Genomic DNA, 26,376 nt, shown 5'->3' on the forward strand with positions numbered 1-26,376 from the left:
GACCAGAGCCGCCTTGTAGAATTGATAGAAACGATTGTTGTGTATACGTTTCCCCGTCGTTCCCGCCAGGAGATTGCCGCGATGCTGGGCCTTGTAGATATGAAAGAAACGCGCGTCTATCAAGAAGGCCGCGAAGAAGGCACACGAGCTTTGCTGCTGCGCCTACTGATACGTCAGTTAGGGGACATTCCCGAGACGGTGCAGGCGCAGGTGAATCAGCTTACCGTTGAGGAATTGCAGGCGCTAGGAGAAGCCCTATTTGACTTTGAAGCGACAGCGGATTTAATTAACTGGCTGGAAGGCGTGAGCCGAGAATGAAGAAAGCTACCTGCTGCTTTAGCGTCCAATAGAGCGTCGGAAGTTGAAGAAGCCCCTCAAGATCCCCTGTAAGCGAGTGTTCTGAGCGTAGGTTTGTTTGGTGAGCTGCAGCGCGGTTTTACTATTGATCTCCGCGAGGGTTGGGTAGACATGAATGATTGATTTCAGGGCACCAACCTTGAGTTTGTAGCTCATGGCGAGAACCACTTCATGAATCAGTTCTCCAGCAGCGGGACCGACGATGTGTGCACCTAAGATTTCGCCATTTTTGCGGGTAATGAATTTGGCAAAGCCGATGCCAGCCCCTTCTGCTAGCGCACGATCTACGTGGTCAAAATCATGGCGAAGCACCATTAGGTCATCGCCGTAGCGCTTGCGGGCTTGTTCTTCGGTGAGTCCTACTCGGGATAGCTCAGGTTCGGTAAATGTGGCCCAAGGAATGACTCGATAGTCGGCCTTTTTAGTGGGAAGTATGAGTGCATTTTGTAGGGCTACTGCGCCCTCATATCCAGCAACGTGGGTGAACTGGTAGCCTCCAATCACGTCTCCAGCGGCATAGATTTTAGGATTGCTCGTCTGGAGTTTAGCGTTGACCTGAATACCCTGCTTGCCCACGTCAACGCCTGCTGTCTGAAGATTGAGGCTTTCGACGTTGGGAACGCGCCCCGCTGAGACTAAAATCTCATCTACCGCAATGCGATCGCCCTGATCCGTCACAATCACCTTTTTGCCGTTTTCTACCCGAACCTCTTTAGCCCGTGTCTGCGTCAAGATTTGGATACCTTCAGATTCCAGCTGAGCTTGAATCACTTGGGCGGCTTCAGGTTCCTCTTTCGGCAAGATATGGTTCCGACTCGCCAAGATAGACACCTGACTGCCCAAGCGAGAAAAGGCTTGACCCAGTTCACACCCAATAGGACCCGCACCAATGACTGCCAGTGATTCAGGTCGGTGTTCAATGGAAAAAACGTTGAGGTTAGTGAGATAGCCTGCTTCCTTTAGGCCAGAGATGGGCGGTAAGCTGGGGCGGCCCCCTGTAGCGATGATATAGGCCCGTGCTTTGAGGTCACGGCCATTGACGGTGAAGGTTTGGCGATCGCTGAACTGTCCCTTGCCATAAATAACTTCAACACCTAAGGATTCGAAGCGTTCAGTGGAGTCATGCTCTTGAATCGTATCGATGACGCGATGAACGTGCCCTAGAGCCTCACGGATATGAATGTCATGGATTGAAGCGTCAATGCCGTAAATTGCTGCGTGCTTGACATCGTGAGCAACGCGGCCTGCATGAATCAAGGATTTGCTAGGAACACATCCGTAGTGCAGACAATCGCCTCCGAGCCGATGCTCCACTTCTACGAGCGCGACCTTAGCATTGAGCTGGGCACCTGCACTGGCTGCAACCAGTCCTGCCGAACCGCCCCCAATCACGACCAAATCATAATCCACTGCCATAGCTTTTCCCCTTAAATGCTCATCCCGTGTATTTAGCGTACTTAGAGTATCGATGGGTTAGCTGAGCCACAGCTGAGAAGTTACATTGAACCAGCCAAAAAGTTGTGCTGCTTGGCTAAGAGGATACACAAACAGCGCTCAGCATTTGCTCATCAAGCAAAAGCTGTTCAGAGACAGAAAGGCTGAAAGCGTTGAATCTCCTGCCTTAATGCCAATCTATAGCGGCTGTTCATTTCGGATAACGACAGCGGTGTACAAGTGAACGCTAAGAACACGTAAGCTCCCTACGACGAAAGGATCCGTTTCATCCGTTTGCCTTCCGTCCCTACCGTTTAAAGAAGCTTCCGCGTCAATTGGCTTGATCGAGAACTAAGACGCCAGGTTCTGATTGAATAGGAACCAGATTCAGGACGTCTAGCTGAGCGCAATATTTTAAGTCATCTTCTTGGTGCAGGCGCAGTAACCGCTGACCGTGACTAGCACAGTGCATCAGCTCTAACATAGAGGCTTTCCAGTGGGTGTAAAGGCTAACGGCGGCAACGGTCGAATCATTGCCTGCGATCTCTTTCAGATCATGAGTCAATTGTGCCGCAAGCTGATGGGCGATCGCCCCAGCACATACCGTATCTTCTAGAGAATACGCCCCTTGCCAGCCAGATCCCACTAACCAGACTTGGTCGGGTTCATGCTTTAGCAAAAAGTCAACGACGGCTTGCCGAGTCGTTAAGGCGGCAGTAATCACGACGGGTGCTGTTTGAATACGCTGAAGGCATCGCGTGCCGTTCGTCGTGCTCATAAACAGATGACGCCCCTTGGATCGCTCTGCTGTATGGTCTAGCGGAGAATTACCCAAATCAAATCCTTCAACTTTGGCCCCTTCTCGTTCTCCTGCAAGCAAGCGTTTTTCACTAGGGAATTGCTCACTGGCTTTTCTGAGCAATTCCAGGTCGCTAAAGACGTGGATAGCAGCGGCTCCTACATTCAGAGCAGCGGCCATTGTAGACGTCGCGCGAAGTACGTCGATTGCGATCGCGCAATCGGGCAAAGTGCCTTCGGGTACTTCTTCAGGAGTGTGATAAACAGATAACTTCACAGGTAATGAGTGCTCTCAAACGTTGGACCGCTGCCAATTTTTTATTTTATGCCGGAAACTTCCCAAAAGTAGATTAACCTTCTTCTAGGTAACTATGAAATATAGGCATAATGTAGGCTCCTAGGCCAATCCCTGCAACGGCACCGAACAGTGCCATCCGCAAGTTGCTCATGGGCCACCAAGGAAAGCCTTGCAGAGCCAGTTCTGCCGGATACATCATACAGAGCGCAAAGGCAAGACCAAAACCTATAAGGCCATAGCGGTCAAGCCAGTAAGCCGATTGACCGCGATCGCGACCGTACAAAACTCTCATTGCGACGAGGCCAAAGACAGTGCCATAGCAGCGCATGCAAACCGCCATAATGTTCCCTGCGGCTAGTGGTACACCCATGTCAGGTTGAGGGCAAACTTGCTGCCCCATCCAATAGATGATTTCACTAATTTGAGTTAATACCGGCAACCCTGAAGCCGCTAGAAAAGGGGCCGCAAAGGGTCCACTCACCAGTCCTGCTAGCACAATATCTGCAAGCCAACTGGACCAAGGACGCGACTTTGACGATGCCGAAACAGAGCCTTGCATAGAGAGAAGATAGTGGATTTGCTGTTACTGATTGTAAACATCCCTGGTCCCAATTTCGGTATTTTTATTTATTGGACCTTGTTACCTGCCCTCTTAGGAGGGTGCTTCTTGGCAGACAGCTTTCTGAGTTGAAGCAGCAGTAAGGAGGGGCCTGGAGGCGCGAAAATGATTGAGGTAGTGAGAAGTGGAGGGATGATCTCTATAGTTTAGGTCTAAGGATTAGTATAGAAGGGAAGGAGAAACTCAACGAGGCTAAACGCTGCGTTGAGTTTTTGACGTCATGGATCTAATGGATAGCCAATCTCTTAAAGCTTAACGTGAGAGCCATCGCAGAAGGGAGCATTCCCCGTTTGCTTGCATTGGCAGAGGGCGACTTGCTGCTTCTCCTCAATTGTAAACTTGAGCGGCGTGAAACCAGTGTCTTGGTGAGCGCCGTTGCAAAAAGGCTGGTTGTCGGAATTGCCGCAGGTACAGTACCAATAATTGCCAGGTTCTAGCTCCATGACTTTGGGCTGTTTAGCCGCAATATTAGGGTTAGTCATCGTGAATGTTCTCCTCTTGGTTTAATTCGGGCGCGATCGCCCTAATCGAAAAAGGGGACATGAAACCATGTCCCCAAACGGGTGTCTAAGCTGCCATATCAAATAGCAGCACTTCCGTATCGTCACTGGTGCCGGTCAGTGTGAGCGTAGTTGTTTCAGAAACAGCCGCACCGTCACCGGCGGTTAAATCGTGACCGTCTAAATTGACGGTTCCTCTAGCGACGTGTATCCAAGCAACCCGTCCAGCATCCAGGGTATGGGTCACGGATTGCTCAGGGTTGAGCCGAGTGGCATAGAGATTCACATCTTGGTGAATGGTGACGGAGCCATCACGACCATCACGAGAACCTACTAAACGCAGCGTTCCTGCTTTATCTTCGGGAGCAAAGTAGGTCTGCTCATACCCTGGCTCAATGCCGTTCTCGCCGGGAAGAACCCAGATTTGTAGGAAATGCACTGGGTTGGTGTCAGATGCGTTGTATTCGCTGTGCAAAATTCCCGTGCCTGCCGACATGCGCTGCACATCACCAGGACGGATGACAGAGCCATTGCCAATGCTGTCTTTGTGAGCCAGTTCACCCTCTAACACATAAGAAATGATCTCCATGTCGCGATGGCCGTGGGTTGAAAACCCTTGTCCAGGAGTCACTTTGTCTTCGTTGATGACGCGCAGACTAGCAAAGCCCATGTGGCGAGGATCGTAGTAGTTGCCAAAGGAAAAGGTGTGACGACTATCTAACCAACCAAAATTTGCGGTGCCACGATCGCTACTCGGTCGAACTGTAATCATGAAACGCCTCCTTTGTGTTGCAACGAATGTGTTTTTCTTGATGTCTCTATTATGGATTAAACTAAAATAAAAGACAATACTCAATTTAATTGACATATTGTTTCTTGTTTGGCGACAAAAATGGATAGGTTTGAAAGCATACGGGCGTTCGTGCAGGTGGTAGACGCAGGTGGATTTGCCGCTGCGTCTCGTGAAATGGGGATGTCGCGATCAGCAGTCAACAAACTGGTGCTGAATTTAGAAGCCGACCTTGAGGTGCAGCTCTTGCAGCGAACGACGCGCAAAGTGACGCCAACACCCACAGGTCTGGCGTTTTATGAACGATGCGTCAGGATTTTAGGCGATTTAGAAGAGGCTGAGTTGGCCGTGACTCAGTTACAAACTGAGCCGAAAGGGCAGCTTCGCATCAATGCGCCGATGAGTTTTGGCCGGCGCTATCTGTCACCTATCCTGGCGCGGTTCTTGCAGCACTATCCTGATTTGCATGTGGAATTAAGTTTGAGCGATCGCTTCATTGACCCCATTGCTGAAGGCTTTGACATCACAGTTCGCATTGCTCAGCCCGCTCAACACTCTTCGAGCTTGGTCACTCAAGAACTCCTGCCAGCGCCTGTCATCCTCTGTGCTGCGCCCGACTATCTTAAAAAGCACGGGACACCAACAGCCCCTGGTGAACTGACCCAACACGCCTGCCTAGCCTACGGTCACCTCTCGACGGCTAATCAATGGACGCTGGTTGATGCTGACGGCGAATACAAAATCACCGTTGCGGGGCCGCTCTGTGCCAACAATGGCGAAGTTCTACGAGATGCGGCCGTGAACGGTTTGGGCATAACGCTGCTGCCTCAGTTCATCGTGGAAGACGACCTTAATACGGGTCGCTTACAGCACATCATGCCAACCTATGCCGGCTCCCCCATCTCTGTCTGCGTCCTCTATCCCGTCAACCGCCACTTGTCCACTAAAGTGCGCTTGTTTGTGGACTACATGGTGGCACAGCTCGAAACTGTCGCTGCATAAACAGCCCCTCACCTGAGTTCCCCAGCAGTATCAAACGCTACTTGCCTTTGGTCCTCAAATCGTCTAATATCACCAACCATAGCTGTATCCGTGCAGCTTGCTGTCCCCGAACATTTGGTCGGCGGCACTGGTCGGTGGTGGCTCACCAAACCAGCGCCTAACCCGCAGACAGACCACGGCTGTCGTACAGGCTGTGCCTATTTTAGGTCGCCCGACGCTAGCTCTTGTCCCAGGGCGACCGAGTCTTCGGGGATTCCAACCCAATTGATTCTTGGAGGAATCCCCAGTGATTACCATTCAATACTTTCTGCCGTCTCACCACACCGAGACGGCACCGTCCTCGCTGCCCAGCAATCCTGCTCATCCCCAGCGACGACACAAACGCCTGCGCCTTTATTTGGTCGGCACTGAAGCCGATACCCAAAGCGCGATCGACCTGTTCCACCTGCGAAACTGCATTGAGCGCATCGAGTGGAGTCCGAAGATCGACGTGCCGGAAAACGGCGTGTTGATTCGTCAAGATCCTGGTGATGTGTTGCGATACTTGCAGCGCGACAGATTGTTTGAGTAACGGATTTCAAAAGGGCAATCGCGGCTCTGTTTTGGTGGAGGCGATCGCCCTTGTTCCGCTATAGGTTGGCGACAGCGAAACCCAACAAAACGGTTACGATGTTGGGTTTCGTTATCTCAACCACAACCTACAAGCGATTTTGTCAGCCACTTAAACCCTACTCCTAGAATAGTGTTTGCTGTGGAACAGGACGCCACTGAGAATGGTATCCATATCGGACTTTTCAGCTGAAAGCCCAAAGTGCTTCAGACGATTAGCTTCCCCTACCCGATCAAGTCAACATGGCGGCTTTGATGATGCCATCGAACATGTCACATAACTTCCTGAGTAGAATGCTTATCCGTTACTTCTGACGGATAAGCACTCGACTAACCATACGTAACGACCAAATATGACGAATAACAACCCACCTTCCCGAAATTACCAGTTTAGTAATGAGAGTGTTATCACCAAAAAATGACCGATAAGATTAAGAAACGCGGATCTTACCTACCAAATTTAACGCCGAATATAGAGAGACTTGCAACATTATGACGCTAACCCTGAATCTTCCCCCTGAACTGGAGCAATACCTTTTGCAAGAAGCCGAACAGCAAGGATTGTCGGTTGAGACGATGACTCTACAGCTTTTGGCAAAATCATTTCAGCTCAAGCAAAAACGAGCCGAAGCCGTTGATATGCTTCAGTCTTGGATTGAAGATGAGGATGTTGAAGACCAACAGGAGACAGGCACGTATTTAGTCCAGGTGTTAGATGAGGATCGGCTTTCTGAGCGTAAATTATTCCCAGGTGAGATGAAAGGGATTACATGGTAGCTGGGACAATTGTTTTGGACACAGGTCCAATTGGACTAGTCACCAACCCTAGGCTTTCTTCCCAAGGCGTTGCTTGTAACCAATGGCTTCAGGCCCATCTCAAAGCGGGAAACCGTATAGTTATTCCAGAAATTGCCGATTACGAAATTCGCCGTGAGTTGCTGCGGGCGAGGAAGAAGAAGGGACTTGCTCGATTGGATGGCTTGTGTCGACAGCTTGAGTATTTCCCATTACAACTACTTTAATGCGGCAAGCAGCTAAATTGTGGGCACAGGCGCGACAGAAAGGACAGCCGACAGCAGGAGATAAAACAATTGACGGTGATATGATTCTGATCGCTCAGGCTAAAACGCTGGGAAATTCAGATACGGTAATTGCCACAACTAACGTGGGGCATCTGTCGAGGTTTATTGCAGCAGATTTATGGCAAAACATCCTTCCCAGTTAACTACCACCTAAACACCTCGTTAGTGCGCGTTTTCACGACAGTGACGCTTGAGAAGACAACCGTGGATGCCTACATTTATCAGCTCCGCACAAAATTTGTGCATTCCTAGCTGCGGGCAACTGGCGTAACCATGACGTTTCAGCCTACAGATTGATTGGTTCAATGAATGATGCGATCTCACATCTTCCGCGATCGTGATTGGGGACTACCTTCGCTAGTCAGGAGTTGCAGCACGTTTTCTCGCAACCAGCTTTCAGAATAACCCAGTACTGATGCCGCTATGTCCACTTTCCCACCGGGAAAAATGATACAGACCGCTATTCTCCTAACCAGCACGTTGCTCACAATGGAAGTGTTCTAAGCGAAAGGAACACTTTGTGATGATTGCGAACTTGATGACGTCAGGTGCCTTGCCTCAGTATTCGAACCGTCTGCCGCAATATTTCACGCTGCATGATGGTCGGCAGATTGCCTATGACAGCGTAGGCGATCCCAACGGGCAGCCAGTCTTATTCTTTCACGGGTCTCCTGGTTCTCGTCTGGACGTTTGTTTGGCAGAGGCAGCCGCGTTGAAGCATGGCTGGTATATCGTTGCTCCGGATCGCCCCGGCATGGGGCACTCCGATTTCAAGCCAGAGTATACTCTGCTGGACTACACCAATGATATTTGTCAACTGGCCGATGGCTTAGGGTTTAGTACCTTTGGGGTTATGGGCCACTCTGGTGGCGGCACTACTGTATTGAGCTGTGCCTATGCCCTGCCTAAGCGCTTGGAGTTTGCTTTGGATTTAGCAGGATGGGCTCCGGTGACAGTACCGGACTTGCGATTTCAAATGACTGCATTGGATCGCTTTTTTGCTGAACGGATTGCCCGGTCGCAGAAAACAATCCCGATTCTCTTCCAGGTTCCGTTCGCAACCCTTGGGTTAGCAGCCAAAGTATTGCCAGCAAAAACCTTTGTCCGTCTGTTGTATCGTTCACAGTATTTCTGTGATGCCGACTACGCGGTGTTGTCAGTTCCAGAGAACGCTCAGGCTTTGATACATACAGTTCGAGAATCTTTTCATCAAGGTAGCAAAGGTCCTGCCCATGATGCCCTACTACGCTATCAAGACTGGGGTTTTGATCTAGCAGAGATTGACTTCCCGATACATATCTTCCATGGTCGCGATGATGTCTCTGCTCCCTATGCTTTTGCAGAATACAAACACCGTTATCTAGCCAACAGCCAGCTTCATGCCTATTCCCATGAAGGCCATTTTTTCCTCTGGTCCCACTGGGATGACATTATGGAGACAGTCTAAATAATCGACTGTCCGTGGTCGGCCTCCCGGTTTGGCGGGCGGCAACAGGTCGCTGAGCAACTCAAACTGGTCACGAGTCAGGTTACTGGGATAGTCTTTACTTATTAGACTTTCTCAGTGTAGGCTGCATGTTTGTTCATTCGCAGCCTACATTGAGAAAGTTTTTTACCTCTTCACCGTCTTTTCAAACGCCCTCTTAGGCGATACTAATAAAGTCTCAACTTGAGGTTTTCGTTCCTACCGAAGCAGCCGTCCGAGTCGCTATCAATTCAGCACTTTCCCAACTACTCAGCTTCAAAAACCAATGTCCAGTTTTGCCCGACTAGATTCTGTCCAAAACTGAAATGTTCTTCTTCTTCTGAAAGAACAAAGCCATAATTTTGATAAATTTTACGAGCCGACTGCAAAATGTCAATCGTCCACAACACCATAGAGGAATAGCCAGCCTGCTTTGCAAAATTAACACAAGTATCAACAAGCTTGCTACCGACACCATGACCTCGTGCCCAGGGTTCAACGAGTAATATTCTCAATTGAGCGACTTCGGAATCTTTTGCACAGCAGAATATACAACCAGCTTGCACGCCATTCAGCTCTGCAATCCAGGCACACTCTCTTTTTTCGTCATGATCCGCATAGTAATCAGACACGATTTTTGCTACTAGGCCTTCGAAATCCATATTCCAATTGAATTCATCCGAATAGATTTCCCCGTGCCTTTTTACAACCCAGCCCAAATCTCCTGACTGCAATTTCCGAATTACCAGTTTCTTTTCATCGCTTGATTTCGAAACAATAATGTTGTTCAGAACAGCGATCGCATCATCTAGTGCTCGTTTATCACTCGGAGTTAATTGCTCTATCAGATGTCCAATTTTTTCGCTCGAACTGGTATCTAATTCTTTAAAGTTCTCTTTTCCCTTCGATGTTAACTGCACAGTTTTTCTGCGACCGTCAATTTTTGATGGGGATATTCTGATAAGGCGTTTGGCCGCCAATCTATCCAGCAGCCTTGTCAAATAACTATCATCCAGACTGAGCTGCTGCCTTAATTCCATCCGTTCCCATGTTGGTTTTTGGCCTAATTCGTATAAGACTCGTGCCTCTGGTAGTGAGTGCTTCGTACCCAGAAATTGGTCATCGAGCAACCCCATAATTTCCGTCCAACGGCGGTTAAATCTCCTTAAATTTTCGATTGGGCTGTTCATAGCCAAGAAAAATAGTGGACTTTGTCCAGTATTATGTCAAATGACGACCTGACGTGCAAGTGGGGTTGCAAGTGTCCAGTTTGGGCGCATTGCAGTCAGGTCAGGAATGTCAAAATATTGCCTAGCGGCCCCTGATTTAGGACGTTAGGCCATCTTGGTTGAGGCGCTGATGATACTAGAGATTGATCATGTTCAGCTCGCTATGCCTCCTGGAGGGGAAGATGTCGCACGCGAGTTCTATCAGGATGTTCTAGGGCTAGACGAAATTAAAAAACCGCCTCAGCTTGCCCTCCGAGGTGGTTGTTGGTTCCAAGGTGCGGTCAGTGTTCACCTCGGCGTGGAGGCAGATTTTCGACCAGCGCTGAAAGCCCACCCAGCTTTTGTCGTGGATGACTTAGCCAATTGCGCTCGTATGCTAATCGCAGCAGGATTTACCGTGAACTGGGACAAAAGTAATCTAACCGTGAAGCGGTTCTTCTCGGCTGACCCGTTTGGCAATAGGCTTGAGTTTCTTGATCTACATGGGTCAACTGCAAGTTGAGATGAGACGGATCCCAATTGAGATTTCTGACGATGGGAACTACCAGGCTGTGGTGCATTACGCTGCATTAATAGTGCTCTAATAGCCGTAAATTCTTTCCTGGCGATTCTTAAATAGTGGGATCAGGTTATGTTGCTGGTTTTTCTCCCTAACGTGCCATTTGGTAAACAAGTTGATTGGTACTGCCTCTACTTTCAAATATGTTCTTTTCGACTAACTGTTTAAGATCGCGCTGAAGGGTTCGGCGTGATGGTTTGAGGCATATGGACTCAAGCATTTGGATAGTAAGGCTGCCATGGATTAGCACATGTGCGATCGCAGCCCGCTGTCGAGAATTCAGAGCGTGTTGTTGAGTGAGGGCTTCTACCTGCGCTTGAATGGCCGTTTGTGAAGAGGACAGGTCACCATCGTATGAGTCTGCATAGATTTGATCGCCCACATAGGGCTCCAGGTAATTAATCAGAACATTTTGGATCTCTAATTGCAACTGATGGCGGCGCGTGTCGTTGCTGCGTAAGGCAACCAACAGTAATGCTTGGTAAGTTCTTAAGAAAACCTCAGACAATAGCTCACATTTCTCTAATGTGAGGGCTGGATTTCGTCCTTGCAGAAGTTTTGCCAAACCTTGAATCATATTTTGATCAAAGCTCTCGTCGAAATATAGAAAGATATTAGGGGTTAAGTAGTACTGAATGTAGACAATCCTTGGACCAAGGTCTTCAAAATATTCAGCATAGGTTTCAACAATTTTCCGAATAACACTGGCTAGGGGTAGCTGAAACGCTTCAGGACTCATCAGCTGAGGGACAGTTCTATCCAAATATTGCCTGTGACGTTTTTCAAGTACGTGAAAGATAGCAAGCTTGTTTGGGAAAAAGCGATACAGCGTGCCCACTGCTGTCTGGGCACGCTTAGTAATGTCGTGAGTTGTCGCAACATCGTAGCCCTTTTCCCAAAAGACCTCAGCCGCTGCTTGGAGAATTTGTTCAACTCTAATCTGACTGCGCTGTTGCTGCGGCGGCTGAAGAAAATCTGAATCGCTATGAGACACGTTGAATAAAAATTCCGCTTGACAATATTGAGTCTGATGCAGCTAGTATGGCAAAAGATGAATAATTTGTCATCTTTAATGATCACAAAGACGCGGAACCATAAACCATGCTCAGTCTTAAGAAACCTGCTGTTCCACCGCCACCCGAACCAACAGTTAACCCTCTATACTCGCCGCGAGGTGCCAAGCTAGCAACGAGAGTCTGGAAAAACAATACGAAAGACGGAAATCCGCGTGCCGTTTGCCTTATGGTCCCAGGCGGGGGTTGGCATTCTGGCTATTTTGAACCCCTTGCTTTGTTCTTGAACCAGCAAGGTTTCGCCTGTTCAAGTTACGATCCGGTGGGTATGGGATACTCCGAGGCCGAACCGGATGCGCCTGAAGGGTGTATACACATCAATGAATTCGACGACTTTGTGGAGGACGTCTTTGCTGCTCTGGTTTGGACCAAGGAGCAGCTTCAATGCTCGGTGGACGTGCCAGTCTTTCTCATCGGTGAATCGTTTGGTGGTCTTCAAGTCCTAGCCGCTGGTCTCGCAGAAGATAGGGTAAAAGCGACTGGAATCAACCTGGCTGGAATCATTACGACGGGTGCAGCGCTTGAGATCGATCCGGCTACGTTGCCTCCCAAACCTGTCATCAAGATCTTGGCCTTTCTATCTCGCTACTATCCTAGGCTGAAGATGCCAGCAACCGACTTTTCAGCCACCTTTGACGCAGCGTTTGGAAATAAGGAGTGGGCCAAGGTCGCCCGTCTTGACCCAGGTGTTCAAGTTTCTCCTCGGCCAACGATGGCTGCGGCTACTGCTGTCGTGGCGACCGGAGAGAAGATCGCGAGAAGTGCCGGGGCGTTTGGAATACCGTTGCTGGCGATTCATGCCATCAAAGACTGCCGAACAATGTGTGAAGCCATGCAGAAGTTTGTTGATCAATCAGGCCCCCTGACAGAAGGCTTCTGGATCGAGGACACGACAGGCCATCAACTGTTGCAGGACCGAGAAGAGATCACCAGCCGAGTGATGGAAAAAATGGCCAGCTGGTTACTCGAAAGGACGTGATGGTTGGGGCGCGAAAACGGTTTTGATGATGGCAATGAGGGTTTTAGCCCCTAGTCTATGAATCTGGGGCGGGCGCGGTAATGCCTATTCCACAAGGCTCCTAGCATTAGTTGATGACGTGCCCTAGCTTTTGCGATAGCTGCTGGGAGTTGTTCCGGTGGCTTCTCGAAAGTGCTTGGTCATGTGGCTTTTACTACTGAAACCGCACTGTAAAGCAATTTCTGCGATCGCCCTTTTCGTCCCCTTCAACAACTGCTTAGCCTGTTCGATGCGCTTTTACTCTCGACCTAGCAACCTCCGTTTCCGAGAGGTATTAGACAGATACTAGCGCTCAGAGAATCGGGCTTATCGGTCACATTCGCGGTATGACAGCGACAGGTAGGGTATCATCTTTGAAATCTGATATCAGCTATGCGACAAGCTCCGAATTACGGATGATTTATGAACTTCGAGTGGGACGAAGCAAAAGCATCTGCCAATCAGAGCAAGCGTGGCGTGTCATTTCTCGAAGCCACGGAAGTATTTGCAGACAATTATTCCTCCTGTGTGCAAGACCCAGATCATTCGTACGAAGAGAACCGATACCTACTCTTTGGGCTATCCTCAAAGGGAAAATACTTGGTTGTATCGTTTACCGAAAGACCTAACACCATCCGAATCATCTCAGCGCGACCTATGACTCGTCACGAGCGTAAGGCATATGAACAATGAAGACACTATGAGATCTGAATACCCAGCCAACCTTATCAAATCGGGTGTGCGCGGGAAATATGTGAGTCGTTATCGAGAAGGCACGAATGTGGTGGTGATAGATCCCGACCTCCATAAAATCTTTCCAGATTCAGAATCGGTCAACCGTGCGCTTCGTCAGTACGCTGAGGAGCATCAAATCTCACAGACATAGTCCGTCATAGGAGTTGTGCTAATCGCATCCTTGAAGTGCTTGCTGAAGTGATTTTGGCTATTGAATCCGTACTGCAGAGCAATTTCCGCGATCGTTCCCTCCTTCCCTTCAACAATTGCTACACCTGCCCAACCCAATTGCTGAATCAGATATGGATCACCGTATTTGGCAGGATACACTGCGAGCAATCAGTCTATCTGCCTGAAACAGGGTAGATAGACTGACATCGTCGATCTAATAAGAGTTAGACCGCACGACTATAAATCCTGTTGCACTACATCGATACACCCTTTCACATTTGAATCATGCAGAATGACCGATATTTCGACCAAAGAGTCGCCGCGACATATGACGATGATGTAGGTTGCGGCGACTCCGAAGCAGTAGATCCTGTAGTCGATTTCCTGGCTGAACTTGCTGATAGCGGTAGGGCGCTCGAATTTGGTGTTGGAACAGGCCGTATCGCTTTACCGCTTTCGATGAAAGGAGTCGAAGTTCATGGAATCGATCTTTCTCAGGCTATGCTTACCAAGCTTGCTGAAAAATCGGGTGGCGATCGTATTTCTGTAGTTCAGGGTGATTTTGCCGTTACATCATGCGAATGCTCATTCTCGCTGGTGTACTTGATTTTTAACACCATCATGAACCTGACAACTCAGGACGAGCAAGTTAGATGCTTTCAGAACGCGGCTTCACATCTTGACCCAGGTGGAAGCTTTGTCATTGAAGTTATGGTGCCTGCCCTTCAGCTTATACCCTTTGGTGAAACCAACCGAGTCTTTGAGTTCCGTGATGATCATTGGGGAGTAGACACCTACGATATGGTCTCTCAAAGGCTGACATCTCATCACTTTAGGATTCGTGATCAACAGACAGAGGTATCCTCAATCCCTTTTCGCTACGTCTGGCCGTCGGAACTTGATCTGATGGCAAAGCTCGCCAACCTAGAGCTGAAAGCAAGATGGGGAGGGTGGAAGAAAGAAGCATTCACAAACATCAGTCGTTATCACGTGTCCGTTTGGGAAAAACCTTGTGATGGAACTTAGGGTGATCGCTCATTGCTAGGGCTTGGTTGGAAGATAGAACTCATTTCATAAGCTATCCTAGATGCCTAACTATCCGGTTCACCCGATGCAACGAGGAAGCTTGGTTAGAGTTGAGAGATTATCTAGCACGGGTGAACCGGGGGGCGTTACGCGCCTAATTTTTGCGATATCTGCTAGGTGTCATGCCAGTGGCTTCTCGAAAGTGCTTGGTCATGTGGCTTTGACTGCTGAACCCGCACTGTAAAGCAATTTCTGCGATCGCCCCTTTCGCCCCTTCAACAACTGTTTGGCCTCCTCAATGCACTGGTGACCAAGCTAAATAGGCCACGCTGTCAAGACGCCTCGAACAATCAAGTATGATTTGAGCATGAAGTTTGAATGGGATCAGCCGAAAGCTGCCAGTAATTTGCAGAAACACGGTGTCAGCTTTGAAGAAGCCAAAACCGTATTCGATAATCCCTTGGCGGTTATTTTCGATGATGAAACTCATTCCGTAGATGAACAGAGAGAAATCATCATCGGTTACTCTCGGCAAAATCGGTTGCTATTAATTGCTTTCACTGAATGATCTGGGAACGTCCGCATCATTAGTGCCCGTCTAGCGACTCGTAATGAGCATAAGGATTATGAACAAAATGCCCTCTGATCAAACGCAAAATTTTGAAGACGAGCTTTCACCTGAGTATCATTTTGATTACCAGAAGGCGAAACCCAATCGATTTGCTGTTGGTCAAAAGACACAGAAAGCAACGGTTGTGGTTTTAGATGAGGATGTGGCTCAAGTTTTTACAACGCCTGAATCAGTTAACAAAGTGCTAAGAGCATTGATCAAATCGATGCCACAATCAGCAGGCGACGAGACGGCTTGACACTGTGTTGGTGTGAACGGTACGGAGTTTCTCATTGGAGGTTTCAGGTTATCCGCCACTACGGCATTTCACCGTTATTGTGCGGATCTAAACTTTACGGTATCTGCTCGGCGTCATGCCAATGACATCTTCAAAGTGCTTGCTGAAGTAGACTTTGGCTGCTGAAACGGCACGGTAAAGCAATTTCAGCGATCGCCCCTTTCGTTCCTTTCAGAAACTCACTGCTCGGCCGCCTCACTAGAGTCTCAACGCGGGGCATCCAACGTAGAATCGGGGCAAATCTTTGAGTACAGGAAGTACAGGCTATATCCGTGAGTGATGCAATTAAGACATACAACTCGATGGCGGAGTTCTACGCTTCTATTGGCGGCAAGCTAGAACAGGACGTGGATTTTACCATCCATCGACCTCATTGGGTGACAACCTAGTTAAAGCGCTTGTCTCATAAGCGATAGAGCCTCAAAACCACGCTGAAAATAGAGTCGTTTGTGAGGCTTTAGGGCCAGCAAGGGCACGACCCAATCGGCCCATAGTCTCATCGAAAAAATCCAGGCATAGCCGTAGAGACCGACCCGAAAATCACTCGTCCGAGGCGGTTCATTGATGTACTCTTGAATACGTGCTGCATAGCCGTCTACTGACCCATCCCTCAACCGTTGCCCATACAATGTAGCCAGAGTGTAGGCCATCATGATTAAGAGTAATAGTGCGAAAAAACGAGCCTCAATAACTCTTGTATTTTCTAGATTGTAGCCCGATGTTTTCATATCCTTAAACATCTGTTCGATGCCCCAACGACAACGATAGATCGCTAAGGTTTGTTTCAGCGTCGGCAAGTTTGTCAGGATATACCAGGGTTCTTTGGCTCCTTTTCCACGGTATTTTCGCTTCCAGTACACAGCCAAATTCATCGGCCCAATGTCATCTTCTTTATTACACCAGACTCGGGTATAGAATTCAGATTGTCCCGGCTTGAACCCTTGATTTCCGATGATTGCATAATCGGATGTATTGGGGAGCTTAAAGTGAAGACTCTTGCGCTGCCTAAGACAAAAAGATACCCCTCTCGATTCCAGCCAGTCAGCAAGCTTTGGGCTATGAAACTCACGGTCACCCAGGATGAGCACGGGGTATTGTTTAGACTTAAATAATCGTAGGACTTGCTTAATCAGACGCTTTTGACAGGCTAAATCACTGTTGCCTTGATGTCCTACTTCTTCACAGTACAGCGGCAGGGCGTGAGTCCCCCACATCAAACTCGCCATAAACACATTTCGATGTTTCCATTGGGTACGGTCAATGGCCACAATCCAAAAACCACTATGCTGGGATTTGAGTTTTTGAAGATGGCGTCGTTGTTGACGATTTAAGGTTGCTCCAGTTTCAATCTGTCGAATCCAATATTTAATTAAAGGAAACCATAGCAACTTGATACTTAACTGAGGCAGTGTCAGGAACCGTTGAAGGTTTCGGATACGACTTTTTTTGAATGGGTTGGGGGAAAACACTGGCCAGAGTAGACAGGGTGACGCATCGATGAGTCTGTATCAATAGCAACAGCAACTCCAAGGTCAGATACTGGCTCTCGCTGAGGTGTTTTCGGAGGAGGGTTTGATAGAATGATGGCAACATTATTTTTCATTGGGGGCAAGATTACCCCCCTTTTTTTTGCCTTTTTATTTTCTCAGACTATTGCCACATAAAGATCAGAAGGTTGTTGTCCCCTTTTCAGTCCATCGACTGGAGCAGGTGCATAGTGAAGCGCCCTTCAAATCGCCGCTGTTTCGCACCAATTACTACTCGATTGTGCTGATTCGCCAGGGTCAGGGCTGTTACGTTATTGACGACCAATCCTATGCCACCCAAGACCGCACTATATACTTCACTAATCCCGGCCACATTAAAGGATTTGAGCTTGAGCAGGTGGCCCATGGCTACATCGTCACCTTTTCCGAAGCGTTTTTGAAGCAGTCCGTTCATGCCGATATCTTTGACGAGTTCCCCTTTTTGATTGCCGAAGTTGCCCCGCCCCATTATCCAGAGCCTCCAGTGTTTGAGGAATTCGACAAGCTAGGGAACCAGTTAATTGCCGAGTTTGAGTCGAGTTCCCCCTATAAGTTCAAAGTCATTGGTAGCCTGACGGTGGTGCTCTTGCTCCGTATTAAGGAATGGTTCTGGAAAGGCTATGACCCACTGAATGAATCAGATACGGGATCTGCGATCGCCCTCACTTTCAAACGTAACCTCGAAAATCACTTTCGGGATTTGCTGGACGGGAAGTGCGATCGCAGCTTCCAAGTTCAGGACTACGCCGACGCCCAGTACCTGCATCCCAGCTATTTCAGCACGGTGATCAAGCGCAAAACTGGCAAGCCCGTCAACACCTGGATCGCTGAGAAAACTATTGCCGAGGCCCAAGCCCTATTGTCCCGCAGTTCCCAGCCGGTGCAGGAAATTGCCTTCCGGCTGGGATTCAAAGACGCCGCCCACTTTTCTCGCTTTTTCAAAAAGCACGCTCAATGCTCACCATCCCAGTTTCGACAGCAAGCTTAGAAATAGTCAAGTCTAGATAGAAAATGTGCATGGTCTCAGCGAGTTGAGTCTGGCTTAATAGAAACAACAAGAGCTGGAACCCAATCAAGACAAGCTTTTCGGGTTCTTGACTCAGTCGCTAACTCATTCCCAAAGGAGACTATCATGAGCACGAATCGCCGTAACTTTCTCGGAACACTGGGCGCTGCGGGTGCCGTTACCGCTCTCGCCGCGAACAAAGCCTTTGCTCAAACTGCCCAGGAAACACCTGCTGCCGCGCCGATGTTTGCCACCCCTTCGGCAGATAGCCGGGCTTTGACTGGCAAAGTCGCGATCGTCACTGGCGCTCGTGCTAACTTGGGTCGGGGCTTTGCCGAAGCTTTTGCGCGTCAAGGGGCTGATGTAGTCGTTCATTATCATCGAGCGGAAACCCTTGATCAGGCCCAAGAGACTGCACGTTTAGTGCGTGAGCAGGGTACCCGAGCCGCTTTGGTACAGGGAGATTTGGGTAGACCTGAGAACGTCAAGCGGATGTTTGATGTGGCCTTCAGCGAGTTCGGTCGGGCTGACATTTTAGTGAACAATGCTGGAGCCATCGTCAAAAAGGCGATCGCTGATGTCACTGACGAAGACCTGGAAGCGATGATCAACATCAACACCCGTGGCAACTTCCTCTGTACCCGTGAGGCTGCCCGCCGCCTATCGGACAACGGCAGAATCATCAACATCGCGACCTCTCTACTGGCGGGGGCTGCACCGAACTATGCAGCCTACGCTGGGAGCAAAGCGATCGTCGAAGAACTGACTCGGATGGGGGCAAAGGAACTGGGCGATCGCGGCATTACCGTCAATTCGGTTGCCCCCGGCCCAGTTGATACTCCTTTCTTCCATAGTATGGAGACACCCCAAACGACTGAGTTCGCCGCTAATCTGTCGGTGGCTGGCCGCTTAGCAACCGTGAACGACATCGTACCCATCGTCGAGTTTTTAGCTATTCCCAGTTCTCAATGGATTACCGGACAAACAATCTGGATCAATGGTGGTTATTTGACGCGCTAAATCTTCTCTGAGAAAGGATTTTTTCGACCGATGCCCTTGCTCTTTAAATACAATTACAGCGTTTCCCTAGCTACTGAGGCACAAAATTAGATCTACATCCTTTACAGCGCATCAGTTTTGGGGAGCTGACTGCACCTCACTAGAGTGAGAAAGGCTGTAGCTTGTACCAATACCTTATCCTGTCCAATGGCATAACAAACGATAAAGCGACAGATGAAAAATAGCGGTAGCAGAACAAAGAATATCTGCTGCCGCTTATCTTAATCGTTATTTAGCCTAAGTTGTGGTCAGCTTTTTTTAAGCCTTAGTTTTTACGATACGCACTTGGGGTCATGCCAGTAGCGTCTCGAAAGTGTTTACTGAAGTGACTCTGGCTGTTAAAGCCACACTGTAAAGCTATCTCCGCGATCGCACACTCAAACATCAGATTCAGACCATCAAGCCAAATCAAGTTCCCTGTCAAACGAAGACTGCAGGGGAGACTTGAAACCTTTGGCTCAGGGAGCGAATCTGTTGCAAGCTCAGCTCTTGCTGACCACTGAGGATTGCTGCAACTTCATATTGAGACCCCACCTCGGGCAGGTCGTTTGGCGTCAAAGCCTGTTCTTCCATCAAGTATTGGAGAACATCACTGCCGCTAGCATCTGGAATTTCAATATGCTCAGCTTCATAGGCTTCGATCAAGACTCCTAGGGTATCGAGCAATGAATAGAGTGGGTGTTGTTCATTAGTACCGATTAAGTCAAGCAAACTATTAAGCTGCTCTACGCTGTTCTGGTACTCGGCTGCATCGCGAATCGTCAACACAGGTTCAAGAACCAACCACGACTGTTCAAGATTTGGGATAGGCGCTGTCATTGCTTCCATTCTCCTTTGTCATAGCTAGCGTGGGTCAGAACATCTCGGATATAAAGCTTTTGGCGATTGAAGTGGATTGAAGCGATAAGTCGATATTTGTTACCGCCGATATTGAAAACAGCTAAATTACCAACTTTGTCAGCCGATGGAAAGGTGCGCCTCAAGTGAGCAAAGTTCTCAAATTCACTCCTTTGGACAATTTTGAACCATCGGGTCAACGGCCCTTGGCTGTCAGGATATTGATCCCAAAAGTCACGGGGTGCCTTGCGAGAAATAATATGCCTAGCAGCAATATATCTCAAGACAAGATTAGGCTACCGTATCGGGCATTTATGTCGCGAATTGTCTGTGGTTCTTGCTAAGCCCTACGGTAGTTGCTTGGAGTCATACCCGTAGCGTTTCGGAAGTGCTTGCTGAAATGACTCTGGCTATTGAAGCCGCACTGTAGAGCAATTTCTGCGATCGCCCCCTTAGTTCCCTTCAATAACTGCTTGGCCTGCTCGATGCGCTGCTGAGTCAGGTATTGATGCGGTGTCATGCCCATCGACTGTTTGAACAGGCGGCTGAAGTGAAACTGACTGATGCCCGCCACCTCAGCTAGATCCGCAAGTTTGATCGGCTGGTCGAGGTGGGCGTGGATGTAGTCAGAAATTTGTACAATCTTGCGATCGCCTAAGCCCCCGTCATAAACGGCTACTTTCGGCTTGGCGGTGGAGTATTCCCGCAGCAAATTGACCGCGAGTACATTCGCCAACGATTCCACATAAAGCTGACCGACCCAACCGTCGCCCTTGTGGAGTTCCGCCCGCAGCAGTTGTAACACCTGCTCCAGTTGCGGATCGCGGATGCGAAACTCGTTTCTGAGTTCCAAGCGATCGGGGTTCAGATCCATGGCAGACTGCGCCACCGATTGCAAAAATTGCATCGGCACCTGTACGTGGAAGTAGTGGTCGTCTCCTTCGGTGTAGTAGGTGGCTGGAATATTTGCCGGGGTAATCGAAATGTCGCCTTTTGCGTACAGTCCGGTGTAGCGGAGATCGCCCACTACTTGATGAATGCGATAAGGACGCGATGCTAGGCACAGTGCGATCGAGTACCCTTCCCAGGATTCCAAAATGTCGGTACTGCCAGGAGGCTGCTGAAACTCTTCGGCCAATAGGGGCTGCCAGCCCAGCGACTCACTCGATGCGATTGGTTCGGGGGTCAGTAGGGGCTGCCAACCCAGCGATTCACTGGATGCGATCGGTTCGGGGGTAGGGTTTGAAGACGGCCCATTGCCTTTTCGAGATATCTGTGTCATGGCCGGTGTCGCCCCTTTCAAAATTGACCGCAAGATTCTGACAATTCCGCAAGCTTCAGATATTGCGACGCTTTAGATTCCCTTAATTTGTCATTGTAGCCAACCCGGTTATCTGACTGATCGGGTCAGAACTTCACGGTTTTGTTTGCTCAAGCTGCCGGGGTGATTGGGCTATTGAGCCGTGACTGTAGCCGACAAATAAGGAGGAAATCTTGTGAATGTGATGGATTTTGAACCGTGCAACCCATCGTTAAGCCGCCCGTCACTACCGCCTCAGCAGCCCGCTGTTGAGATGGCACCGTCAGACAGCGCCGCTAGCGATCGCGAAAAATTTGTCAGTTGGCTCTTTCTCATTGGCTCGCTGATGTTTTTGGTAGACAGCATTTTAGAAAACCTCGAAGGCGTTTCGATGTCTTCGCTGTTGCACATTTCCGCCAGTCTCGTGTTCACAGTGGGGTCTGTACTGTTCATTCCGACCTCTCCAAAACCATAACGTCTGGGGTTCATTACTGCGCAGCAGAACGCTTTGCAACTGACAACCGTTGATTTTTAGCCATGAAATTATGAGCAGCTTTTCTTTAAAGACTCCCTTCAAAACCGAAGTTCGCGAATTTCTCAACCTGGCGGTACCACTAGCTAGTGCTCAGCTGGCGCAGTCCGCTACTGGCTTTGTCGATACCCTCATGATGGGCCGCATGGGACCTGACGCACTCGCCGCCGGAGGGCTCGCCTCCATTATTTTTCTAACCGGGATGATGACTGCCACCGGCATGGTGATGGGCGTCAGCCCTCTGATTGCGGAAGCGTTTGGTTCTGAGCAAAAGACTCGAATTCAGCATCTGGCGAGACAGGGATTATGGCTGTCAATCCTGGTGGCCACTCCCGTGATGATGGCAATGGGACACGCTGATCGCTGGCTGCTGCAAGTCGGCCAAGCTGAGATCACAGTACAACTGGCTGATACCTATCTCGATATCATCCTGTGGGGCATGTTTCCGGTCGTCGGGTTTGCGGCTTTGCGGGCTACGGTCTCGGCGCTGTCTCATGCTCGCCCAGTGATGACCATCATGGTAACGGGTACAGCTTTTAATATTGTGGGGAACTACATCCTGGGATTTGGCAAATTGGGGTTTCCACAGATGGGCCTAGCCGGGCTGGCGCTGGCCAGTGTAATGGCTCAGTGGGGCATGTTCATCGCTATGGTGCTGTACGTCCTGAAGCATCCCAAGCTGAGAGAATATCGAATTTTTCAAGAACTCCATCGCCTGCGTCCCCGCATTCTCTGGCAGCTAATCTGGGTCGGCGTGCCTATCGGCATCTTCTCAGGACTAGAAGTAGCCTTTTTTATGGTCATCATGTTTTGGGTGGGCACTTTTGGGACGATCGCTCTGGCTGCCCACCAGATCGTCTTGCAAACACTGACAATTGTGTTTATGGTGCCACTGGGTATTTCTTTCGCCACAACGGTGCGGGTTGGGCAGTGGTTGGGCCGCAAAGATCTTCAGGGCGTTCAGCGGGCTGCTTGGGTCAGCATTGGGTTGAGTACAGTTTTTGCTGGCAGCATATCAGTCATGTTCCTCTTGTTTCCTAAGCAGGTCATTGGGATTTATCTGGATGTGCAAAATCCTGAGAATTTTGCTGTTGTTTCCTTAGCCGTACCCCTGCTGGTGATTGCCGCGATCGCCCAAGTTCTGGATGCGTTTCAAAAAGCGATTTACGGCTCTTTGCAAGGGCTTCAGGATACCCAGGTGCCGATGGTGCTGATTGCCCTGGGCTACTGGGGCTTTGGGCTATCGGTGGCTTACACGCTGGGCTCTTACCTCAACCTGGGCACACAGGGATTATGGATTGGGCAATCGGTGGCGATCTCGGTTGTTGCTGCCCTATTTACGTGGCGATTACGTCGATTAATTGGGCAACACAAATCGAACGGCCACAAATAGCACCCTCGCCTGCCATCAGAAAATTTAGTCAAGTAGATCAAGGGATGTACCCTGATGGAAAACAGCAGCATCGCAATTCGGGTGCAGTGAATTAGTGAACTTTTTAGGCGAAAAGCAAAAGTCTCTGCAACCGCTACCCCAAGACGTTAGTCAGAACTAAATGTAAGCGAGTAAGGGAAATAGAGTTGTGATTCCCCGCAAACGTCTTGATATTGCTTGGATGGATCTGCTGTTCGGACTCGGGTGTTGTTTGAAGCTGGAAAACCGTCAGTCGATTGAGTCGCAACTTGAGCAAGCATTGCCTAGAGGGGCTGCTAGCCTCACCTGTTTGTCAGTACGGAGCGGCTTTGATGCACTTCTGCAAGCACTTGCCTTTGAGCCAGGAACTGAAATTTTGGTTTCAGCGGTGACCATTCGCGGCATGACACGCATTATCGAGGCGCATAACCTGATTCCGGTCCCCGTTGATTTAGACTTTGCCAAGCTTGCTTTGCATTCTGAGGGCATGGCTAAGGCGGTGACTCCGCGCACGAAGGCGATTCTGGTGGCCCATCTGTTTGGCAGCCGTATGCCCATGGAGCCTATCCTGCAATTTGCTCAAGTCCACAATCTTTTGGTCATTGAAGATTGTGCCCAAGCCTATGCGGGTAAGGACTATTGGGGACATCCTCAGACCGATGTCAGCCTATTTAGCTTTGGTCCCATCAAGACTGCTACAGCCCTCGCAGGCGGCATTCTTCGTTTTCGAGAGGCGTCGCTTTGTGAGGCAGTGCGTTCATGCCAAAATCGATGGCCTGTGCAGAGTCGACTGCGTTTTGCAGCACGAATTGGGAAGTATTCTCTGCTCATGCTGCTTTCATATCGTCTGACCTATAGTCTCTTTATCGGCATCTGTTCCCTCTTTGGCAAGAATCACGATCGCATCATCAGCAAGAGCGTTCGTGGCTTTCCCGGTGATGATTTCTTCGCACAAATTCGTCAAAGGCCCTCTGCTCCCTTGCTATCACTTTTGGCACGTCGGTTGAAACAGTTCAACCCTGAGAGCATCACTAGGCGGATCGAATTTGCAGAGCAGCTTGTTGAGCTAGCACCTTCGCTAAGACGACCGGGTAAACAAGCCTCTGCACATACCCACTGGGTTTTTCCCATTCTGTGCGCACATCCAGAAAAGCTGAAGCATTATTTGTGGAGCAAAGGGTTTGATGCAACTCAAGGCGGCTCAAATTTATATGTCGTTGATCCGCCAGCCAACTGTCCTGACTTGAAGCCGACCGAAGCTCGGCAAATTTTTCAGCGGTTACTCTATCTTCCTACCTATAGCGGAGTGACCTCACAGGATATTGAACGATTAGCGCACGCTTTAAACGAATACGAGGCTTGTTCTTCTGACTAATATCTTGCATCAGCACACCCTCCTCATTTGCCCGTAAATTCTCCATGACTGGCGGCCTTCAACCTTAGAAGCCCCCAAATTTGAAGACAATGGGGCCTATGCTGACTGCCTTGCCCCACTGCAAGATTTGAGTCTGCTGATAATTCTTTAGCTGTTCAATGCCTAAGCACTTGGACGCTACTGGGCGCACTAGCCTAGATGGCTAAGCTATCTCTCCAGTCCGTATCAAAAAGGGACGCCCCCACAAAGAGGCGTCCCAAACTCTATGCTAATTAGCTAAATGGTCGTGAGCAACCTAAGCTATGTCTGCACGGTTGACGAGGTGGGCTTCCAAGAACCAGAGGCGCTTGTCAATCGTGCGAGAAATCTCAGTGTAGAGGTCAGCTGTATCTGCATCGCCCAAATCGTCAGTCGCATCGATCGCCTCACGCAGGTGCTTGGCGTAGGCCGCATAGCGATCGGCTAAGGCCATGATGTGCTCATCGCCGTCAATTGCATCCAGAGGATACTCAGGCAGAATAGAGTTGTCCGCAGCCACCCGAGCTGTACCCAGGGCTGTTGCGCCTAAAGCAGTCACCCGCTCTGCCACCATGTCAACGTATTCTTCTAGCTCACCTGCCATTTCATCAAACAGCTCATGGAGCTGATAGAAGTCCTTCCCTTTGACGTTCCAGTGAGCCTGCTTTGTTTGAGTTTTGAGGTCCAAAGTCGCCGCTAAGCTCTGGTTGAGAAGCGTGACGACCTTCTCGCGGATATCAGCAGCTAAATCGAGGCGAGTTGGATAGAAACGAACGTCGGATTTGGTTGGGGTCGCAATCATGAAGAGCCTCCTTATGAAGCTTGTGAGAAATTCTAGCGACAGAACACTGATGAAGCATCGATAGTATAGCCGTCACCAGCTCCATTAAGATGAGACGACTCGTCACCTGGCTATACCTAAGCACCCAGATGCTGCTGGGTGCACTAGCCTAGACGGCCAATACTATATTATCTCTGACCCTCTTACCCACGACACTGGCTATGGCGAGAGAATGTCTTCCAAGGTAACTTTAATCGATGAACATCTTAGACTTTGCTGCTGTCGCTACGATTGTTTTAACTTTCTAAATCATACTCGTTATGAGTACGACTTGCAACCTTTGCGATCGCGATCTCACTCCTACCTCAAGTACAAGCAGAAGCAATCAACACTAGCTAACATTTTTTGTTGAATACCTTTAAGTTAGGACGATGAGCATGACAGCATGATCGGGGTTGCTTGCCCCTAACCAACCTGAGTGCAAACCCTACGCTGTGAAATTTACTTCGTCCTTCTATTCCTATGTGCTCATCTTTGTCCGCGTTCCAGCCAGTTGATTAAATCCGCTGTCGCTTCAAAGTCAAATAGGGCTTCTCCTAGCGCCTGCAATTCCTCAACAGTAAGCTGATTCACCTGCGCCTGCAACGTCTTGGGAATGTCCCCTAACTGACGCATCAGTAGGCGCAGCAGCAAAGCTCGTGTGCCTTCTTCACGGCCTTCTTCGCGGCCTTCCTCGCGGCCTTCTTCGCGGCCTTCTTGATAGACGCGCGTTTCTTTCATATCTACAAGGCCCAGCATCGCGGCAATCTCCTGGCGGGAACGACGGGGAAACGTATACACAACAATCGTTTCTATCAATTCTACAAGGCGGCTCTGGTC

General features: G+C 49.4%; 36 protein-coding genes and 2 pseudogenes. 19 read left to right on the forward strand and 19 right to left on the reverse strand.

Annotation, left to right across the window (positions count from 1 at the left end; all coding sequences use genetic code 11):
• Window positions 1-318, forward strand: a 318-nt coding sequence (locus PN498_RS16265) for a DUF4351 domain-containing protein (protein WP_272063983.1), incomplete at its 5' end; no start/stop codon positions are given.
• A gap of 18 nt (window positions 319-336) precedes the next feature.
• On the opposite strand, the gene PN498_RS16270 is transcribed toward PN498_RS16265, so the two are convergent.
• The 5 genes from PN498_RS16270 to PN498_RS16290 all read right to left on the reverse strand — a co-directional run bounded on the left by PN498_RS16270 (window position 337) and on the right by PN498_RS16290 (window position 4,778).
• On the reverse strand, window positions 337-1,773 hold the full coding sequence (locus tag PN498_RS16270; protein ID WP_272063985.1) for a dihydrolipoyl dehydrogenase family protein: 1,437 nt from the start codon (window positions 1,771-1,773) through the stop codon (window positions 337-339).
• Window positions 1,774-2,122: 349 nt separating this feature from the next.
• Window positions 2,123-2,866 (reverse strand): 2-phosphosulfolactate phosphatase family protein, encoded by a 744-nt coding sequence (locus tag PN498_RS16275; protein WP_272063986.1) that lies wholly within the window; start codon window positions 2,864-2,866, stop codon window positions 2,123-2,125.
• A gap of 73 nt (window positions 2,867-2,939) precedes the next feature.
• Window positions 2,940-3,446: a DUF2085 domain-containing protein gene (locus PN498_RS16280; RefSeq protein ID WP_272063987.1), complete on the reverse strand. Its 507-nt coding sequence runs from the start codon at window positions 3,444-3,446 to the stop codon at window positions 2,940-2,942.
• 305 nt (window positions 3,447-3,751) lie between these two features.
• Window positions 3,752-3,988, reverse strand: a complete 237-nt coding sequence (locus PN498_RS16285) for a CDGSH iron-sulfur domain-containing protein (protein ID WP_272063989.1) — start codon at window positions 3,986-3,988, stop codon at window positions 3,752-3,754.
• Between the two features lie 85 nt (window positions 3,989-4,073).
• On the reverse strand, window positions 4,074-4,778 hold the full coding sequence (locus PN498_RS16290) for a pirin family protein (protein ID WP_272063990.1): 705 nt from the start codon (window positions 4,776-4,778) through the stop codon (window positions 4,074-4,076).
• A 120-nt stretch (window positions 4,779-4,898) separates the two neighbouring features.
• Between PN498_RS16290 and PN498_RS16295 the strand changes: the two genes are divergently transcribed.
• A complete protein-coding gene (locus tag PN498_RS16295; RefSeq protein ID WP_272063991.1) occupies window positions 4,899-5,798 on the forward strand; it encodes a LysR family transcriptional regulator in 900 nt (299 codons plus the stop codon).
• 69 nt (window positions 5,799-5,867) lie between these two features.
• Here PN498_RS16295 and PN498_RS16300 read toward each other — a convergent pair whose 3' ends face one another.
• On the reverse strand, window positions 5,868-6,095 hold the full coding sequence (locus PN498_RS16300; RefSeq protein WP_272063993.1) for a hypothetical protein: 228 nt from the start codon (window positions 6,093-6,095) through the stop codon (window positions 5,868-5,870).
• Here PN498_RS16300 and PN498_RS16305 point away from each other — a divergent pair.
• From PN498_RS16305 to PN498_RS16325, 5 genes are all read left to right on the forward strand, one after another.
• Complete coding sequence (locus PN498_RS16305) at window positions 6,085-6,369, forward strand: hypothetical protein (protein WP_272063994.1); 285 nt, start codon at window positions 6,085-6,087, stop codon at window positions 6,367-6,369. The two genes, PN498_RS16300 and PN498_RS16305, sit on opposite strands and share 11 nt — an antisense overlap.
• A 530-nt stretch (window positions 6,370-6,899) precedes the next feature.
• Window positions 6,900-7,184: a hypothetical protein gene (locus tag PN498_RS16310; protein ID WP_272063995.1), complete on the forward strand. Its 285-nt coding sequence runs from the start codon at window positions 6,900-6,902 to the stop codon at window positions 7,182-7,184.
• The gene (locus PN498_RS16315) at window positions 7,178-7,429 is read left to right on the forward strand and encodes a hypothetical protein (RefSeq protein WP_272063997.1); all 252 of its coding nucleotides are present in this window, start codon (window positions 7,178-7,180) and stop codon (window positions 7,427-7,429) included. The genes PN498_RS16310 and PN498_RS16315 overlap by 7 nt, the downstream gene beginning before the upstream one ends.
• Window positions 7,429-7,632: a hypothetical protein gene (locus PN498_RS16320; RefSeq protein ID WP_272063999.1), complete on the forward strand. Its 204-nt coding sequence runs from the start codon at window positions 7,429-7,431 to the stop codon at window positions 7,630-7,632. The genes PN498_RS16315 and PN498_RS16320 overlap by 1 nt, the downstream gene beginning before the upstream one ends.
• 380 nt (window positions 7,633-8,012) lie before the next feature.
• A complete protein-coding gene (locus PN498_RS16325; RefSeq protein WP_272064000.1) occupies window positions 8,013-8,936 on the forward strand; it encodes an alpha/beta fold hydrolase in 924 nt (307 codons plus the stop codon).
• A 3-nt stretch (window positions 8,937-8,939) separates the two neighbouring features.
• Here PN498_RS16325 and PN498_RS16330 read toward each other — a convergent pair.
• Window positions 8,940-9,041: pseudogene (locus PN498_RS16330) on the reverse strand (transposase); the annotation flags it as partial.
• Window positions 9,042-9,220: 179 nt separating this feature from the next.
• A complete protein-coding gene (locus tag PN498_RS16335; RefSeq protein ID WP_272064001.1) occupies window positions 9,221-10,144 on the reverse strand; it encodes a bifunctional helix-turn-helix transcriptional regulator/GNAT family N-acetyltransferase in 924 nt (307 codons plus the stop codon).
• A gap of 169 nt (window positions 10,145-10,313) precedes the next feature.
• On the opposite strand from PN498_RS16335, the gene PN498_RS16340 reads away from it, so the two are divergent.
• Window positions 10,314-10,685, forward strand: a complete 372-nt coding sequence (locus PN498_RS16340) for a hypothetical protein (protein WP_272064002.1) — start codon at window positions 10,314-10,316, stop codon at window positions 10,683-10,685.
• Between the two features lie 148 nt (window positions 10,686-10,833).
• On the opposite strand, the gene PN498_RS16345 is transcribed toward PN498_RS16340, so the two are convergent.
• On the reverse strand, window positions 10,834-11,736 hold the full coding sequence (locus tag PN498_RS16345; RefSeq protein WP_272064003.1) for a TetR/AcrR family transcriptional regulator: 903 nt from the start codon (window positions 11,734-11,736) through the stop codon (window positions 10,834-10,836).
• Between the two features lie 107 nt (window positions 11,737-11,843).
• Here PN498_RS16345 and PN498_RS16350 point away from each other — a divergent pair, with 107 nt between their 5' ends.
• Window positions 11,844-12,794, forward strand: a complete 951-nt coding sequence (locus PN498_RS16350; protein WP_272064004.1) for an alpha/beta fold hydrolase — start codon at window positions 11,844-11,846, stop codon at window positions 12,792-12,794.
• A gap of 123 nt (window positions 12,795-12,917) precedes the next feature.
• On the opposite strand, the gene PN498_RS16355 is transcribed toward PN498_RS16350, so the two are convergent.
• Window positions 12,918-13,064 carry a helix-turn-helix domain-containing protein gene (locus PN498_RS16355; RefSeq protein ID WP_272064019.1) on the reverse strand — a complete coding sequence of 49 codons (147 nt, stop codon included), beginning with the start codon at window positions 13,062-13,064 and terminating at the stop codon, window positions 12,918-12,920.
• A gap of 171 nt (window positions 13,065-13,235) precedes the next feature.
• Here PN498_RS16355 and PN498_RS16360 point away from each other — a divergent pair, with 171 nt between their 5' ends.
• Together PN498_RS16360 and PN498_RS16365 are read left to right on the forward strand one after the other, a co-directional pair.
• On the forward strand, window positions 13,236-13,505 hold the full coding sequence (locus PN498_RS16360; RefSeq protein WP_272064005.1) for a BrnT family toxin: 270 nt from the start codon (window positions 13,236-13,238) through the stop codon (window positions 13,503-13,505).
• Window positions 13,506-13,512: 7 nt separating this feature from the next.
• Complete coding sequence (locus PN498_RS16365; protein WP_272064006.1) at window positions 13,513-13,698, forward strand: hypothetical protein; 186 nt, start codon at window positions 13,513-13,515, stop codon at window positions 13,696-13,698.
• Here the strand turns inward: PN498_RS16365 and PN498_RS16370 are convergent.
• A complete protein-coding gene (locus PN498_RS16370; RefSeq protein WP_272064020.1) occupies window positions 13,680-13,877 on the reverse strand; it encodes a helix-turn-helix domain-containing protein in 198 nt (65 codons plus the stop codon). The genes PN498_RS16365 and PN498_RS16370 overlap by 19 nt on opposite strands.
• 126 nt (window positions 13,878-14,003) lie before the next feature.
• Here PN498_RS16370 and PN498_RS16375 point away from each other — a divergent pair, with 126 nt between their 5' ends.
• Window positions 14,004-14,744, forward strand: a complete 741-nt coding sequence (locus PN498_RS16375) for a class I SAM-dependent DNA methyltransferase (RefSeq protein ID WP_272064007.1) — start codon at window positions 14,004-14,006, stop codon at window positions 14,742-14,744.
• 154 nt (window positions 14,745-14,898) lie between these two features.
• Here PN498_RS16375 and PN498_RS28615 read toward each other — a convergent pair whose 3' ends face one another.
• Window positions 14,899-14,958, reverse strand: a complete 60-nt coding sequence (locus PN498_RS28615; protein WP_442951427.1) for a hypothetical protein — start codon at window positions 14,956-14,958, stop codon at window positions 14,899-14,901.
• A 153-nt stretch (window positions 14,959-15,111) separates the two neighbouring features.
• Here PN498_RS28615 and PN498_RS16385 point away from each other — a divergent pair, with 153 nt between their 5' ends.
• Together PN498_RS16385 and PN498_RS16390 are read left to right on the forward strand one after the other, a co-directional pair.
• Window positions 15,112-15,312 carry a BrnT family toxin gene (locus PN498_RS16385; protein ID WP_334312262.1) on the forward strand — a complete coding sequence of 67 codons (201 nt, stop codon included), beginning with the start codon at window positions 15,112-15,114 and terminating at the stop codon, window positions 15,310-15,312.
• A gap of 67 nt (window positions 15,313-15,379) precedes the next feature.
• On the forward strand, window positions 15,380-15,613 hold the full coding sequence (locus tag PN498_RS16390) for a hypothetical protein (RefSeq protein WP_272064008.1): 234 nt from the start codon (window positions 15,380-15,382) through the stop codon (window positions 15,611-15,613).
• Between the two features lie 428 nt (window positions 15,614-16,041).
• Here the strand turns inward: PN498_RS16390 and PN498_RS16395 are convergent.
• Window positions 16,042-17,245, reverse strand: a pseudogene (locus PN498_RS16395) (IS4 family transposase).
• Between the two features lie 60 nt (window positions 17,246-17,305).
• Between PN498_RS16395 and PN498_RS16400 the strand changes: the two are divergent.
• Complete coding sequence (locus PN498_RS16400) at window positions 17,306-18,166, forward strand: helix-turn-helix domain-containing protein (protein WP_272064009.1); 861 nt, start codon at window positions 17,306-17,308, stop codon at window positions 18,164-18,166.
• A 144-nt stretch (window positions 18,167-18,310) separates the two neighbouring features.
• Window positions 18,311-19,204 (forward strand): SDR family oxidoreductase, encoded by an 894-nt coding sequence (locus PN498_RS16405; RefSeq protein WP_272064010.1) that lies wholly within the window; start codon window positions 18,311-18,313, stop codon window positions 19,202-19,204.
• A 304-nt stretch (window positions 19,205-19,508) separates the two neighbouring features.
• Here PN498_RS16405 and PN498_RS16410 read toward each other — a convergent pair whose 3' ends face one another.
• From PN498_RS16410 to PN498_RS16425, 4 genes are read right to left on the reverse strand one after another with little or no spacing between them, the layout of a single operon-like run.
• Entirely contained in the window at window positions 19,509-19,628 is a 120-nt protein-coding gene (locus tag PN498_RS16410) for an AraC family transcriptional regulator (RefSeq protein WP_272064022.1), read from the reverse strand.
• A gap of 35 nt (window positions 19,629-19,663) precedes the next feature.
• Window positions 19,664-20,062: a helix-turn-helix domain-containing protein gene (locus PN498_RS16415; protein ID WP_272064011.1), complete on the reverse strand. Its 399-nt coding sequence runs from the start codon at window positions 20,060-20,062 to the stop codon at window positions 19,664-19,666.
• Window positions 20,059-20,364: a type II toxin-antitoxin system HigB family toxin gene (locus tag PN498_RS16420; protein ID WP_272064012.1), complete on the reverse strand. Its 306-nt coding sequence runs from the start codon at window positions 20,362-20,364 to the stop codon at window positions 20,059-20,061. Before PN498_RS16420 ends, PN498_RS16415 begins: the two co-directional genes overlap by 4 nt.
• Window positions 20,365-20,420: 56 nt before the next feature.
• Window positions 20,421-21,362, reverse strand: coding sequence for an AraC family transcriptional regulator (locus tag PN498_RS16425; protein ID WP_272064013.1), 942 nt, complete (start codon window positions 21,360-21,362; stop codon window positions 20,421-20,423).
• Window positions 21,363-21,585: 223 nt separating this feature from the next.
• On the opposite strand from PN498_RS16425, the gene PN498_RS16430 reads away from it, so the two are divergent.
• The 3 genes from PN498_RS16430 (at window position 21,586) to PN498_RS16440 (ending at window position 24,698) form a co-directional block, all read left to right on the forward strand.
• Window positions 21,586-21,855: a hypothetical protein gene (locus tag PN498_RS16430; RefSeq protein ID WP_272064014.1), complete on the forward strand. Its 270-nt coding sequence runs from the start codon at window positions 21,586-21,588 to the stop codon at window positions 21,853-21,855.
• Between the two features lie 70 nt (window positions 21,856-21,925).
• Complete coding sequence (locus PN498_RS16435) at window positions 21,926-23,305, forward strand: MATE family efflux transporter (RefSeq protein ID WP_272064015.1); 1,380 nt, start codon at window positions 21,926-21,928, stop codon at window positions 23,303-23,305.
• Between the two features lie 187 nt (window positions 23,306-23,492).
• Complete coding sequence (locus tag PN498_RS16440) at window positions 23,493-24,698, forward strand: DegT/DnrJ/EryC1/StrS family aminotransferase (RefSeq protein WP_272064016.1); 1,206 nt, start codon at window positions 23,493-23,495, stop codon at window positions 24,696-24,698.
• A 295-nt stretch (window positions 24,699-24,993) separates the two neighbouring features.
• On the opposite strand, the gene dps is transcribed toward PN498_RS16440, so the two are convergent.
• Window positions 24,994-25,518: a DNA starvation/stationary phase protection protein Dps gene (dps, locus tag PN498_RS16445; RefSeq protein WP_272064017.1), complete on the reverse strand. Its 525-nt coding sequence runs from the start codon at window positions 25,516-25,518 to the stop codon at window positions 24,994-24,996.
• A gap of 507 nt (window positions 25,519-26,025) precedes the next feature.
• On the reverse strand, window positions 26,026-26,376 hold a 351-nt coding region (locus PN498_RS16450; RefSeq protein WP_272064018.1), incomplete at its 5' end, for a DUF4351 domain-containing protein.

It is taken from the genome of Oscillatoria sp. CS-180 (assembly GCF_028330965.1).
Taxonomy (GTDB): domain Bacteria; phylum Cyanobacteriota; class Cyanobacteriia; order Phormidesmidales; family Phormidesmidaceae; genus Halomicronema.

Excerpts from the sequence above, each read along its gene's own strand:
- PN498_RS16270 (WP_272063985.1), bottom strand. The coding sequence starts at position 1,773 with ATGGCAGTGGATTATGATTTGGTCGTGATTGGGGGCGGTTCGGCAGGA.
- PN498_RS16280 (WP_272063987.1), bottom strand. The coding sequence starts at position 3,446 with ATGCAAGGCTCTGTTTCGGCATCGTCAAAGTCGCGTCCTTGGTCCAGT.
- PN498_RS16285 (WP_272063989.1), bottom strand. The coding sequence starts at position 3,988 with ATGACTAACCCTAATATTGCGGCTAAACAGCCCAAAGTCATGGAGCTA.
- PN498_RS16290 (WP_272063990.1), bottom strand. The coding sequence starts at position 4,778 with ATGATTACAGTTCGACCGAGTAGCGATCGTGGCACCGCAAATTTTGGT.
- PN498_RS16295 (WP_272063991.1), top strand. The coding sequence starts at position 4,899 with ATGGATAGGTTTGAAAGCATACGGGCGTTCGTGCAGGTGGTAGACGCA.
- PN498_RS16300 (WP_272063993.1), bottom strand. The coding sequence starts at position 6,095 with ATGGTAATCACTGGGGATTCCTCCAAGAATCAATTGGGTTGGAATCCC.
- PN498_RS16310 (WP_272063995.1), top strand. The coding sequence starts at position 6,900 with ATGACGCTAACCCTGAATCTTCCCCCTGAACTGGAGCAATACCTTTTG.
- PN498_RS16315 (WP_272063997.1), top strand. The coding sequence starts at position 7,178 with ATGGTAGCTGGGACAATTGTTTTGGACACAGGTCCAATTGGACTAGTC.
- PN498_RS16320 (WP_272063999.1), top strand. The coding sequence starts at position 7,429 with ATGCGGCAAGCAGCTAAATTGTGGGCACAGGCGCGACAGAAAGGACAG.
- PN498_RS16325 (WP_272064000.1), top strand. The coding sequence starts at position 8,013 with ATGATTGCGAACTTGATGACGTCAGGTGCCTTGCCTCAGTATTCGAAC.
- PN498_RS16335 (WP_272064001.1), bottom strand. The coding sequence starts at position 10,144 with ATGAACAGCCCAATCGAAAATTTAAGGAGATTTAACCGCCGTTGGACG.
- PN498_RS16340 (WP_272064002.1), top strand. The coding sequence starts at position 10,314 with ATGATACTAGAGATTGATCATGTTCAGCTCGCTATGCCTCCTGGAGGG.
- PN498_RS16350 (WP_272064004.1), top strand. The coding sequence starts at position 11,844 with ATGCTCAGTCTTAAGAAACCTGCTGTTCCACCGCCACCCGAACCAACA.
- PN498_RS16360 (WP_272064005.1), top strand. The coding sequence starts at position 13,236 with ATGAACTTCGAGTGGGACGAAGCAAAAGCATCTGCCAATCAGAGCAAG.
- PN498_RS16365 (WP_272064006.1), top strand. The coding sequence starts at position 13,513 with ATGAGATCTGAATACCCAGCCAACCTTATCAAATCGGGTGTGCGCGGG.
- PN498_RS16375 (WP_272064007.1), top strand. The coding sequence starts at position 14,004 with ATGCAGAATGACCGATATTTCGACCAAAGAGTCGCCGCGACATATGAC.
- PN498_RS16385 (WP_334312262.1), top strand. The coding sequence starts at position 15,112 with ATGAAGTTTGAATGGGATCAGCCGAAAGCTGCCAGTAATTTGCAGAAA.
- PN498_RS16390 (WP_272064008.1), top strand. The coding sequence starts at position 15,380 with ATGCCCTCTGATCAAACGCAAAATTTTGAAGACGAGCTTTCACCTGAG.
- PN498_RS16405 (WP_272064010.1), top strand. The coding sequence starts at position 18,311 with ATGAGCACGAATCGCCGTAACTTTCTCGGAACACTGGGCGCTGCGGGT.
- PN498_RS16410 (WP_272064022.1), bottom strand. The coding sequence starts at position 19,628 with ATGTTTGAGTGTGCGATCGCGGAGATAGCTTTACAGTGTGGCTTTAAC.
- PN498_RS16415 (WP_272064011.1), bottom strand. The coding sequence starts at position 20,062 with ATGACAGCGCCTATCCCAAATCTTGAACAGTCGTGGTTGGTTCTTGAA.
- PN498_RS16425 (WP_272064013.1), bottom strand. The coding sequence starts at position 21,362 with ATGACACAGATATCTCGAAAAGGCAATGGGCCGTCTTCAAACCCTACC.
- PN498_RS16430 (WP_272064014.1), top strand. The coding sequence starts at position 21,586 with ATGGATTTTGAACCGTGCAACCCATCGTTAAGCCGCCCGTCACTACCG.
- PN498_RS16435 (WP_272064015.1), top strand. The coding sequence starts at position 21,926 with ATGAGCAGCTTTTCTTTAAAGACTCCCTTCAAAACCGAAGTTCGCGAA.
- dps (WP_272064017.1), bottom strand. The coding sequence starts at position 25,518 with ATGATTGCGACCCCAACCAAATCCGACGTTCGTTTCTATCCAACTCGC.